The sequence below is a fragment of the Rhizobium sp. YJ-22 genome, assembly GCF_029601685.1.
GTDB lineage: Bacteria > Pseudomonadota > Alphaproteobacteria > Rhizobiales > Rhizobiaceae > Metarhizobium.
The window spans coordinates 346,547-358,951 of the sequence record NZ_JARRIR010000007.1; the positions used below are offsets into that span (position 1 = coordinate 346,547).

10 protein-coding genes are annotated in these 12,405 nt (G+C 64.3%); 8 read left to right on the forward strand and 2 right to left on the reverse strand.

Annotation, left to right across the window (positions count from 1 at the left end):
• Nucleotides 1-11: 11 nt before the first annotated feature.
• Entirely contained in the window at nt 12-1,376 is a 1,365-nt protein-coding gene (locus P7F60_RS18250) for an amidohydrolase family protein (protein WP_277919175.1), read from the reverse strand.
• 165 nt (nt 1,377-1,541) lie between these two features.
• Between P7F60_RS18250 and P7F60_RS18255 the strand changes: the two genes are divergently transcribed.
• The 7 genes from P7F60_RS18255 to P7F60_RS18285 all read left to right on the forward strand — a co-directional run bounded on the left by P7F60_RS18255 (nt 1,542) and on the right by P7F60_RS18285 (nt 10,320).
• Nucleotides 1,542-3,116: an ABC transporter substrate-binding protein gene (locus P7F60_RS18255; RefSeq protein ID WP_277919176.1), complete on the forward strand. Its 1,575-nt coding sequence runs from the start codon at nt 1,542-1,544 to the stop codon at nt 3,114-3,116.
• Nucleotides 3,117-3,274: 158 nt separating this feature from the next.
• Nucleotides 3,275-4,240, forward strand: a complete 966-nt coding sequence (locus P7F60_RS18260; RefSeq protein WP_277919177.1) for an ABC transporter permease — start codon at nt 3,275-3,277, stop codon at nt 4,238-4,240.
• A 5-nt stretch (nt 4,241-4,245) separates the two neighbouring features.
• Entirely contained in the window at nt 4,246-5,142 is an 897-nt protein-coding gene (locus P7F60_RS18265) for an ABC transporter permease (RefSeq protein WP_277919178.1), read from the forward strand.
• A 1-nt stretch (nt 5,143) separates the two neighbouring features.
• Nucleotides 5,144-6,862 carry an ABC transporter ATP-binding protein gene (locus P7F60_RS18270; RefSeq protein ID WP_277919179.1) on the forward strand — a complete coding sequence of 573 codons (1,719 nt, stop codon included), beginning with the start codon at nt 5,144-5,146 and terminating at the stop codon, nt 6,860-6,862.
• 60 nt (nt 6,863-6,922) lie between these two features.
• Entirely contained in the window at nt 6,923-8,365 is a 1,443-nt protein-coding gene (locus P7F60_RS18275; protein ID WP_277919180.1) for an amidohydrolase family protein, read from the forward strand.
• A 115-nt stretch (nt 8,366-8,480) separates the two neighbouring features.
• Nucleotides 8,481-9,065: an ankyrin repeat domain-containing protein gene (locus P7F60_RS18280; protein WP_347276875.1), complete on the forward strand. Its 585-nt coding sequence runs from the start codon at nt 8,481-8,483 to the stop codon at nt 9,063-9,065.
• Between the two features lie 55 nt (nt 9,066-9,120).
• Nucleotides 9,121-10,320: a cyanate transporter gene (locus tag P7F60_RS18285; protein WP_277919181.1), complete on the forward strand. Its 1,200-nt coding sequence runs from the start codon at nt 9,121-9,123 to the stop codon at nt 10,318-10,320.
• A 4-nt stretch (nt 10,321-10,324) separates the two neighbouring features.
• On the opposite strand, the gene P7F60_RS18290 is transcribed toward P7F60_RS18285, so the two are convergent.
• Entirely contained in the window at nt 10,325-10,894 is a 570-nt protein-coding gene (locus P7F60_RS18290) for an XRE family transcriptional regulator (RefSeq protein ID WP_277919182.1), read from the reverse strand.
• Nucleotides 10,895-10,947: 53 nt separating this feature from the next.
• Here P7F60_RS18290 and P7F60_RS18295 point away from each other — a divergent pair, with 53 nt between their 5' ends.
• Nucleotides 10,948-12,081 (forward strand): aminotransferase, encoded by a 1,134-nt coding sequence (locus tag P7F60_RS18295; protein WP_277919183.1) that lies wholly within the window; start codon nt 10,948-10,950, stop codon nt 12,079-12,081.
• Nucleotides 12,082-12,405: the final 324 nt, after the last annotated feature.

The window sequence follows — 12,405 nt, forward strand, 5'->3', positions numbered from 1 at the left end:
TCCTTATCGTCTTATGCGAGGCCGGCGCGGTTCATCGCCTGGTGGAAGGCGCGTTCGGCGCGCTCCAGGATCGCGCCCTCGTCCTGGCCTACGAGGCGGCGTCCACGCATCAGGATGCGGCCATCGATGATGGTGGTGTCGACATCGGCGCCATTGGCGAAGCGGGCGAGGCGCTGCACCGGATCGACCGGCGGCCACAGATGCGGCTGACGCATGTCGATCAGCAGCAAGTCGGCGCGCTTGCCGGCTTCGAGCGAGCCGATCTCGTCTTCCATGTTGAGCGCCCGCGCGCCCTCGATCGTCGCCATGGCGAGCAGTTGCCCGGGGGGCAATACGGCGTCGTCGGCGAAATGGCGGCCGTGATAACGATGCGCCTGGAACATGTTGCGGAACATGTCGAAAGAGCGGTCAGGGGCGGCGGCATCGGTGCCGAGCGAAACGGTGACGCCCTCCTGCATCAGCTCCGGCGCCGGGCAGCGGCCGTAAAGCGACATGAGCGCGCTCGGATTGTGCGCCACCTTGGCGCCGGTGCGCTTCAGCACCGCGCGGTCCTCGTCGGTCAGGTCGATGCAATGGGCAAGCAGGCTGCGCCCATCGAACAGGCCGAGTTTTGCATCATTGGCGGCGATGGAGCCGTCGCGATGGCCGTCCTGCACCAGCAGCACGCCCCTCTCGCGCGCGAGATCGCGCGTCCTGCGTGAGATATTGTATACGGCGTCGCTGTCCAACTCCCGCGCATCGAAAACCGGAAGTGAAAACACAACTTGTATACGATCATTGCGTCCAGCCGCGGCATCGACAAGGTCCACGGCGACATCAAGCTGCGCCTCGGGCGAAATCTCGACTTCTGTATACGACCCCTGCATGTAATTGCGGTATACGTGTCGCAATCCCGGCCGGTTGGGGCCGACGGCGAGCACCTCGCGAACGCCTGAGGCGGCGATGGCGGCGAGGTGGGCTTCGACGGCTTCCACATCGGTGCGCATGATGTCGGGGCCGCCGCCGAACAGAAGCGCTGCGGTGGTCGTGCCGCATTTGATGCGCTCGGCCGCCGACAGTGCCGCCTCTGCGCCCCAGAATTCCGCGTCGGTCGCCTGGGCGTAGATGCAGCCGGCAATGCTCATCCAGTCCTCGGAATCCCTGCCGAGGCCCTTGGTCAGCGTATGTCCGGCATGGGCGTGGGTGTCGACCAGGCCGGGCATGGCAACCATGCCGGCGGCGTCGATGCGCTCGGCCACGGTCTCGCCGGCAAAGCTGCCGTCGCCGATGGCCGCGATCCGTCCGTCCTCGATCAGGATATATCCGCGCCCGAGAATGCGGCGCGCCGCATCCATGGTGACGATAGCGGCGTTTTCAATCAGCAATGCGTTCGGCATCGAATATTTCTCCCTCCGAGTGTCTGTCAGGTCGTTTTTTTGACAGCGCGCCGCCAAAAACACTTTTGCTATCTTGATATTGTGTGCATCAGATGTACAGTGATTTTGGGAACACATCGTATCCAAAATTTAGGAAAATATGTATACGAATATGGGAGAACCCTCTTGAAAGCCTATATGAAGACCCTTCTGGCAGGGCTTGCCATGCTGGCGCCGCTCACCGCCACGGCCGCCGCCGAGACGCTGCGCTGGGCATCCTCCGGCGACGTCATTTCCTACGACCCGAACGCCCAGGTCGACAGCTTCACCCAGAGCGTCCATCACATGGTTTTCGACCCGCTGGTGCGCCGCAACAAGGATCTGAAGCTCGAGCCGGCGCTGGCGACCTCCTGGGAAGTGATCGAGCCGACCCGCTGGCGCTTCAAGCTGCGCCAGGGCGTGAAATTCCACGAAGGCCAGACCTTCAATGCCGACGACGTCGTCGCCACCATCCAGCGCCAGATCGATCCGGGCGCGCGCAACAAGGAAAACCTCTCCGCCGTCACCGGCGTCGAGAAGGTGGACGACTACACCGTCGACCTTATCCTGCGCGGTCCCTATCCGCTGCTGCTCAACGACCTCGCCGCTATCTACATGCTCAGCAAGCCGTGGATGGAAGCCCATGATGCGCTGAAGCCCGGCAATGCCTCCACCGGCGTCGTCACCTATGCCAGCAACCATGCCAACGGCACCGGCCCCTTCAAGCTGAAATCCTACGAGCCGGATTCGCGCTCGGTCTTCGAAGTCAACAAGGACTGGTGGGACAAGCCGCAGCACAATCTCGACGAGGTCGAGTTCCGTCCGATCGCCTCCGACGCCACCCGCGTCGCCGCGCTGCTCTCCGGCGAAGTCGACATGATCGCCCCGGTTCCGCTGCAGGACATTGACCGCATCAGCAATACCGAGGGCCTGAAGGTCGTCGAAAACCCGTCGCTGCGCACCATCTTTCTGGTGCTGAACTTCCAGCCGGAACTGCATGCCATGCCCGGCAAGCCTAATCCGATGCTCGACGTGCGGGTGCGCCAGGCGCTGTGGAGCGCCATCGACCTCAACACCATCCAGAAGCGCCTGATGCGCGGCAAGTCGCGCATCGCCGGCCTGCTGGTCGCGCCCGAGGTCACCGGCTACGACCAGACCATCGACACGCCGATGCCCTACGACGTCGACAAGGCCAAGGCGCTGCTGAAGGAAGCCGGCTATCCCGACGGCTTCAAGACGGGCCTGGCCTGCTCGAACGACCGCTACATCGCCGACGAGCAGATCTGCCTGGCGATCGCTTCCATGTGGGCCAAGATCGGCGTGCAGGCGGATCTGAGCGTCGAAAGCAAGACGACCTATTTCCCGCGCACCGACAAGGGCGAGTTCGACGCCTATCTGCTCGGCTGGGCCTCGCTGCCGCCGATGGACGGCTTCAGCGCCCTGCAGTCGCTGCTCACCACCAATGACGGCGTGTTCGGCGGCAGCAACACCAACGGCCTTTCCAATGCCGATATCGATAAGCTGTCGCATGCCGCAGCCGTGGAGCTGGACGAAGCCAAGCGCGTCGACATGATGAAGCAGGCCTTCCGCATCGCCCATGACCAGGCTCTCTATATCCCGCTGCACCAGCAGCCGGTTGCCTGGGCGATGAGCACCAAGGTGGACATGCCGCAATTCGCCGACGAGTACGTTCGTCCCTGGTTTGCGAAGGTCAACAAGTAACGGGTTCCTCCCCAGCCGCGATCCCGGCAGGTGCCCGCCGGCCGGGATCGCTTCTCAATCCGGCCGAACCCTCCCACGCCGATGATGGCGTGGAGGACGCGGAGCGAACGGCCGGCTTTGCCCGTTTCGGGCTCGCTCCCTGCGCCAAGGACATTCCGATGATCAGACTTCTTTCGGTCAGGCTGCTGCAGGCCATCCTCGTGATGGTCGCGGTGACGGCCATCGCCTTCATCATGTTCCGCTTTGTCGGCGATCCCGTCGCCTCCATGGTGCGCGAGGGCGCGACGCAGGCGGAAAAGGATGCGTTGCGCGCCGCGCTCGGCCTCGACCGGTCGATCCCGGTGCAGTTCGTCCACTTCGTCGGTCAGGTGCTGACCGGCAATCTCGGCACCAGCTTTCGCTACCAGCAACCGGTGACGGACCTGCTGCTCAACCGCTTGCCGGCGACGCTGGAACTGGTGGTCGTCGCCACCGTGCTGTCGCTGGCCATCGGCATTCCGCTCGGCGTGCTCTCGGCGCTGAAGCCGCATGCACTGCTGTCGCGGCTGACGCAATCGGCGACCCTGGTCGGCATTTCCATGCCCACCTTCGTCACCGGCCTGCTGCTCATCCTGGTCTTCGCGGTCAACCTGCGCTGGCTGCCGTCCTCGGGGCGTGGCGATCTCGTCGATCTCGGTCTGTGGCAGACGGGTTTTCTCACCCTCTCGGGCCTGAAATCGCTGATCCTGCCGTCGATTACGCTGGCTTTGTTCCAGCTGACGCTGATCATGCGGCTGGTGCGTTCGGAAATGATCGACGTGCTGTCGTCTGATTACATCCGCTTCGCCTTCGCGCGCGGCCTGCCGAAATCCTACATCTACGGCAAGCTGGCGCTGCGCAACGCGCTGATGCCGGTGGTCACCGTTACCGGCCTGCAGATCGGCCAGCTCATCGCCTTCGCCATCGTCACCGAGACCGTGTTTCAATGGCCGGGCATGGGCCTGCTGTTCACCAATGCGGTCGGCTATCCCGATATTCCGGTGCTCTCGGCCTATCTGCTGTTCGTCGGTTTCCTGTTCGTGTTCATCAACATGATCGTCGACATTCTCTACACCTTCATCGACCCCCGACTGAGGACGAAATAATGGCCATGGCCCGGCAATCCCTGTTGCACCGGCTTCCCCCGGTGTCCGTCATGATCGCCTTCTTCATTCTGGCGGTCATGCTTGTCCTGGTGATCTTCGCCCCGATGATCGCGCCGATGGATCCGCGCGACGTCTCTTCCTATTCGCTGATGGACATGGAAATTCCGCCGGCCTTCATGGATGGCGGCGATCCGCGCTTCCTGCTCGGCACCGACAACCAGGGCCGCGACCTCGTCTCGGTCATCCTGTTCGGCCTGCGCATCTCGGTGCTGATCGGCATCGGCGCGGTGCTGTTCGCCGCCGCCCTCGGCGTCATGCTCGGCCTGGTCGCCGGCTATTTCGGCGGCGTGGTCGACAGCGTCGTCATGCGCATCGCCGACGTGCTCGTCTCCTTCCCGACCATCCTTGTGGCGCTGCTGATCAGCGGCATTGCGCGGGCCCAACTCGGCACCGACATGGTGCTGACATGGGCGCCGGTGATCCTGATCTTCGCCATCTCGGTCAATGAATGGGTGCAATATGCCCGCACGGTGCGCGCCTCGACCATGGTCGAGGTGTCGCGCGACTATGTGCGCGCCGCCAAGGTGATCGGCCTGCCCTCGGGGCGCATCATGGTCCGGCATATCCTGCCCAACGTCATGAGCTCGGTAATGGTCATCGCCACCATCAACCTCGCCGGCGCGATCCTGACGGAGGCGACGCTCTCCTTCCTCGGCGCCGGCATGCCGCCGACTTATCCGTCGCTCGGCACGCTGATCCGCATTGGCAACCAGTTCCTGTTTTCGGGCCTATGGTGGATTGCCGTCATGCCCGCCGCCGTGCTGGTCATCCTCGTGCTGGCGGTCAATGTCGTCGGCGACTATCTGCGCGATCGTTTCAACCCCAAACTGATGGCCCGCTGAGATGACAAAGACCAAGCCTCCCGTGCTCGACATCAGGAATTTGCGGGTCGAATACCCGCTGGCCACCGGCGATGTGCTGGTCGCGGTCAAGGACATCGACCTCGTCATCCAGCCCGGCGAAATCCATGCCCTCGTCGGCGAATCCGGCGCCGGCAAGACCACGGTCGGCAATGCGCTGATGGGCCTGCTGCAAGCCCCCGGCAAGATCGTCTCCGGCTCGATCGACATTGCCGGCAAGCCGATCGACCTGCGCACCGGCCGCACCGAAGGCATCGTGCCCGGCCGCGATGTCGGCGCGATCTTCCAGGATCCGATGACCAGCCTCAATCCGCTGTTCACCGTCCAGGACCAGCTCTGCGAAGGCATGCTCACCCATCTGAAGATTTCCGCACGCGAGGCTCGTGCCCGCGCGCTCGATCTCATGAAGGCGGTCGGCATTCCCGAGCCGGAGCGCCGCCTCGGCAGCTATCCGCATCAATTGTCGGGCGGCCAGCGCCAGCGTGTGGTCATCGCCACGGCGCTCGCCTGCGATCCGCAGCTGATCGTCGCCGACGAGCCGACCACGGCGCTCGACGTCTCGGTGCAGGCGCAGATCCTCAAGCTGATCCGCGATCTCGCCGACCAGCGCGGCGTCGGCGTGCTGCTCGTTACCCATAACATGGGCGTCGTCGCCGAAATCGCCGACCGCGTCACCATCATGCAGAACGGTGCGGTGGTGGAAAGCGGCCCGGCGCGCGAGGTGCTGACCGCACCGAAAGCGCCTTACGCCCGCACCCTGATCGCCGCCGTGCCGCCGATCGACACGCGGCTGGAACGCCTGCCGGTGCCGAGCGAGGAGACCAAGGTGACGCTGGAGGCGCGCGACTCCGTGCGCCGCAACAACAAGAAGGGCAATGCCGAACGCAGCGACGAGGTCGTGCTCGACGTCCGCAATCTCTGCGTCGAATACGGCAAGGGTTCGCTGATCCCCGGCCGCAAGACCTCCGTGTTCAAGGCGGTCAAGAGCGTGTCCTTCAATGTGAAGCGCGGCGAAATCTTCGGCCTCGTCGGCGAATCCGGCTGCGGTAAGACCACGGTCGCCAACACGATTGCCGGCCTCGTCACCCAGAGTTCCGGCGATATCGACTTCCAGGGCAATTCGCTGGGCGGCCATCGGGCCCGCTCGGTGCGCCAGTCGTTGCAGATGGTGTTCCAGGATCCCTATTCGGCGCTCAATCCGCGACTGCGCATCAACAATGCCATCGCCGAGCCGATCCTGTTCTACAAGCTCGCCTCCAATGCGACTGAAGCGCAGCAGGATGCGAAGACGCTGCTCGAAGCTGTGGGCCTGCCGGGCGATGCCGGCCTGCGTTTCGCGCATGCCTTCTCCGGCGGCCAGCGCCAGCGCATCGCCATCGCCCGTGCGCTGGGCCCGCGCCCGTCGATGCTGATCTGCGACGAGCCGACTTCGGCGCTCGACGTCTCCGTTCAGGCGCAGCTTCTCAACCTGTTGAAGGATCTGCGTGACCTTGCTGGCCTCTCCATGCTGTTCATCAGCCATGACCTGGCGGTCATCCGCCAGATGTGCGACCGCATCGCCGTGATGAAATCCGGCGAGATCGTCGAACTGGCCGATACCGAAACCCTGTTCACCGCGCCGAAGCACGACTACACCCGTGAGCTTCTGCGCCTTGCGCCGTCGCTGGAGCGCATTCTGGAACGGGAGCGGGCTTCAGCCTAATTTGTGGCGCAGGCGCAATCGCCTGCCGACATTCTTGAAACAAAAGGGAGACCGCAGGCCATGGCCGATATCCTCATCCGCAACGGAACCGTCATCGCCATCGATGCCGAACGGCGCATCATCGCCGATGGCGCCGTGGCCATCGAAGGCGACCGTATCGTCGCCGTCGGCCCGAGCGAGGAGGTTGCCCGCGACCATCCGGCTGGCGAGGTCATCGATGCGCGCGGCATGGCGATCATGCCGGGCTTCGTGGATGCTCATGCCCATGCCGGCCATGGTCTGGTCAAGACCATCGGAGGCGGCCGCAGCGAACCTTGGTACAAGGCTTGCGCCGGCGGCTACACCGTCGGCTCGACGCCCGAATTCTGGCATGCCGAGGCGCAGCTTGCGGCGCTGGAGCGCCTGCGTTTCGGGGTCACCACCGGCGTTTCGCTGCTCGGCGGCGGCGATTCGGTGATGCGCACCGATCGTCCCGAATATGGTGACGCCCATATGGAGGGCGTTCTCGGCATCGGGACGCGCTCCGTGGTTGCCATCGGCTCGACGCGTCCGCCGCATCCACTCACCTATGCGCGGTGGGACGGCGGCACCCGCACCGATTATCCCATTACCTTTGAAGACCAGTTCGCCACCTGCGAAACACTCATCGACCGCTGGCACCGCACCCATGAGGACCGGCTGCACATCGCCCTTCTGACCCCAACCTTGCATCAGGAACATCTGGAAAAGCCCGGCGCCGAAGAGGCGATTGCCGAAACCCGCAAACTCAAGTGGATGGCGGAAGAGCGCGGCCTGATCTTCACCCAGGACGGCCACACCAAGGGAAGTGTTCGTATCGCCAACCAGATCGGCATTCTCGGGCCGCACACGCTGCTCTCGCATGCGACCGGCCTCGACGAGGACGAAATCACCCTCTGCGCCGAAACCGGCACCTGCATCGTCCATAATCCGAGCGCGGTTGCCGCGATCCTCGCGCGCTGCCCGGTGACGGAGCTGATCGATGCCGGCGTCACCGTCGCCATCGGCTCGGATGCGACGGCGCCGGATCGCTCCGGCGACATGTTCCGCCACATGCAGCAATGCATGCATTATCACCGCACCCATTTCCACGACCCGAGCTGGCTGCCGCCGGGCAAGGCGCTGGAAATGTGCACCATCGACGCCGCCCGCGTGCTCGGCCTCGACCATGAGATCGGCTCGCTGGAGCCGGGCAAGAAGGCCGACGTCATCCTCGTCGACCTGCGTCGCGCGCATCTCTATCCCGCCCATATGCCGGAATACCGCGTCACCTATTTCGCCAATGGCAACGACGTCCATACCGTGCTGGTCGGCGGCAAGGTGCTGCTGCGCAACCGCGTCGCACTCTATGTCGACGAGGATGCGGTGCTCGATGCCGCGCATCGCGAGGCCGAGCTGATGATCGACCGCCTCGACCTGCGCGACGCGCTCAAAACCCCGCGCATGTTCTGGGGCCATAGCCGCGATCTCGACCTGATCGAGTAAGGGCGCGCCGACCGGCCGGGAGACGACGACCATGCCGCATATCCTTCGATATGTCCTGCGATCCATCCTCGCCGTGATGCTGATCCTCCTTCCCGCGACCGGATTTGGCCAGACCATGACATACCTTCACCACGCCGCCGCCGCCAATGACGTCGAAGCGATCCACGCATTGCTGGCAAAGGGTGCCGATCTCGAAGCCCGCGACGGGGAGGGCCGCACCGCCCTGCTGGTCGCCACCCATGAAAACCGGGTCGAGGCCGCAGCCGCCCTGATCGAGGCCGGCGCCGACGTCAACGCCAGGGACCATATCCACGACAGCCCCTATCTGTATGCCGGCGCGCGCGGCCTGCTGACGATCCTCAAGCTGACGCTGTCGCATGGCGCGGATCTGAAAAGCACCAACCGTTACGGCGGAACCGCTCTCATCCCGGCCGCCGAGCGCGGCCATGTCGAAGCGGTGGAGATGCTGATCGCCGCCGGCGTCAGGCTCGATCATGTCAACCGGCTCGGCTGGACGGCGCTTCTGGAGGCGATCATCCTCAGCGACGGTGGCCCGCGGCATGTGGAAATCGTCAAGCGCCTGCTTGCGGCCGGTGCCGATCCGCGCCTGGCGGACGCAGAGGGCGTGACGCCGCTCACGCATGCGCGCCAGCGCGGGTACGAAGCCATGGTGAAACTGTTGCAGGCGGCGGGCGGGTAGTTGCGCGCCGCAGCAGCCTTGAAGAACAAGAAGAAAAACAAAGGAAACATCCAACATGTCGGAAGCCAAACAGGCCGAACCCGGTCGGCGCGCGATGCTGCTCGCCCTCGTGGTGCTGATCGCCCTCAATCTCAGGCCCTTCCTCACCGCGCCGGGGCCGGTTCTGAAGGAGATCGTCGCCGAGACTGGCATGGGTTACGGCAGCCTGGCGCTGCTGACGCTGCTGCCGATGATGCTGATGGGCGTCGGCGCTTTCGTCTCGCCCGGCATCCAGGCAGCCATCGGCACAAGGCGCGGTATCCTCATTGCGCTGCTGGTGCTGGCGGCAGGCTCGCTGCTGCGCCTCGTCGCGCCCGGCGGCGTGACGCTGGTGATCACGGCAGCGTTCTGCGGCGCTGGCGTCGCCTTCATCCAGGCGGCCTTTCCCGGCATCATCAAGGCGGAGTTTCCCAAGAACATTCCAGTCGTCACCGGGCTCTATTCGGCCATGCTGATGGGCGGCGGTGCGCTCGGCGCGCGGCTGACGCCGCTGCTGGTCAGCCATGGTTACGGCTGGCGCCCGGCGCTCGCCTGGCTTGCCGCCCCCGCGCTCGTCGCCTTCGCGGCCGCCTGTCTCATCCTCAAGGATTCGCGCGGCAGCCGCCCGGACAGGGCGCTGACCGGCCAGTTGCTGCGCCGGCCGCGCACCTGGACGCTGATCCTCGCCTTCGGCCTCGTCAATGCCGGTTATTCCTCCGTCGTCGCCTGGCTTGCCGCCTATTACCAGGCGCTCGGCTGGAGCAGCGGCGACAGCGGCAACCTCGTGGCGCTGCTGGCGGTCTGCCAGGCGGCCGCAGCACTTGGCCTGCCGATCCTGGCGCGCCGCAATATCGACCGCCGCGCCTTCCTCTGCCTGACGCTCGCCATGCAGGCGGTCGGCTTTGCCGGGCTCGCGCTTGCGCCGCAGGTGGCCCCCGCCGTCTGGGCGGGCCTCACCGGCGCCGGTCTAGGCAGCAGCTTTGCGCTCGCCATCGTCACCGCGCTCGATCACCTGCCGCGGCCGCAGGAGGCTGGCGTGCTGGTGGCGCTGATGCAGGGCGGCGGTTTCTTGATCGCCTCGCTCGGCCCCTTCGCCACCGCCTTCCTGCATGATGTCAGCGGCGGGTTTGCCGCTGGCTGGATGATGCATCTTGCTTGCGTGATCGCCGTGTTTTTCCTCTATCTGCGTTTCGACCCCGGCCAGTATCCGCGAGTCATGCAGCCGCATGCTGCCTAAGCAGTCAGGAAACCACGTTGCGCACGAAGGTCAGCGGCTCGGCCTGCCGGTTGAGATAAGCATAGGGCTGGGCGGAGCTGTAAACCGTAAAAGTGCCAGCCGGATAATCCTGCATCCGTCCGGCCAGTTCCAGCGTCAGCACGCCGCCGGTGACGAACAGCATTTCATGCCAGCCGGCCGGATCGGGCTCGGCATCGTAACGGTCTCCCGGGCCGAGTGACCAGAGCCACATCTGCGCCTCCGCCACCGCCGGCGCAGACGCCAACAGCCGCGCCTCGCTGCCGGTGACCGCGCCGCGCCACGTCACTTCATCGATGTTTTCGCGCGTCTCATGAGCGGGATCGCGCACCAGATCGGCGAACCGCACGCCCAGCGCCGCCGCCAGTCTGTCGAGGCTCGACAGGCTGATATTGGCGTCTCCCCCCTCGACCGCGACGATCATCCGCCGGCTGATGCCGGATTTCTCCGCCAGCGCCGTCTGCGCCAGGCCTGCCTTGGCGCGCAATCTCCTGAGATTGCCGGCGACATGGGCGAGGACGTCGCCTCCACCTTGACTGTGCAATATATTGCTCATACCTTGCCTTCTTATGGAATTGCACACTAGAAGCATCGAACGAGGGACGAAAGATGAAGATCCGCAATTTCGGCGTCGAAATCTGGATGAACCGCTACGAGACGACCTGCGAATGGAATCTCGCCGAAACCTGTGTCGAATCGCTGACGGTCGAGGAACTGCTCGACATGGCCGGCAAGAAGGACACGATCCTCTCCGAACTCCTGCCGATGAAGCTGACCTATGGCGCCATCGAGGGCAGCGAACGCCTTCGAAAACTCGTCGCCGGCCTCTACGAGAAACAGGCGGTCGAGAATGTGGTCATCACCCACGGCGCCATCGGCGCCAATGCGCTGGTGCATGAAACCTTGGTGGAACCCGGCGACCGCGTCATCTCGGTGCTGCCGACCTATCAGCAGCATTATTCGATCCCGGAAAGTTTCGGTGCAGATCTGCACATCCTGAAGCTCACCGAAAAGACCGCCTTCCTGCCCGATCTGGAAGAGTTGAAGCTGCTGGCGACGCCGGGCACCAAGCTGATCGCCCTCAACAACCCCAACAACCCGACCGGCTCGTTGATGGACCGTGCCTACCTCGAAAAAATCGTCGAGATCGCCCGCGCCTGCGGCGCGTGGATTCTCTGCGACGAGGTCTATCGCGGCACGGACCAGCAGGGCGACGGCATGACCGCCTCGATCGCCGATCTCTATGAGAAGGGTATCAGTACCGGCAGCATGTCGAAGACCTGGTCGCTGGCCGGCCTGCGCCTTGGCTGGATCGTCGGCCCGGCCGACCTGCTGCACGCCGTGTCGATCCACCGTGATTACAACACCATCAGCGTTGGCATGCTCGACGATCATTTCGCCGCCATTGCGCTCGAAAACCGCGACAAGATTTTGGCCCGCAGCCATGCGATCACCCGCACCAACCTCGCGATTCTCTCCGACTGGATCGACGGCGAGCCGCTGATCTCGTGGATCAAGCCGAAGTCCGGCACCACGGCGCTGCTGAAATACGACCTTCCGATCTCCTCGGAAGAGTTCTGCGTGCAGCTGCTGGAGCGGACCGGCGTCATGCTCACCCCCGGCAGCGCCATGGACATGGAAGGCTATCTGCGCATCGGCTACACCAACGATGTCGACGTCCTGCGCGAAGGCCTGAAGCGCATGTCGCAGTTCCTGAGGGAGATGCAGGCCCGCGCGGCCTGAGTGTCGGAGCCTTTGTTTGTGGATACGGCGGGCTGCGATTGCGCCCGCCGTTTTCGGTTGTGGATGACGGAAAGGCTGTCTGACCATCTGGTCAAGGAAAGGCACCGGCCGATCGCCGGCCTGGACGCCACCGAGGGAAAGGGTCTTGAACCCCTATCAGAAAAGAGTCATATTTTTCCTTTTAAAAACAGTATGATAACAAGTTTTCTATCTTTTTTGTGAAGTTGGTGTTGACTGTTTGGGTGGGGTGGTTCTATAAGCCCGTTCATCGGCGGCGGCGGGAGCGCTTCTGGCGGCGAGGGCGGTTTGCTTTTGTTGTTGGGT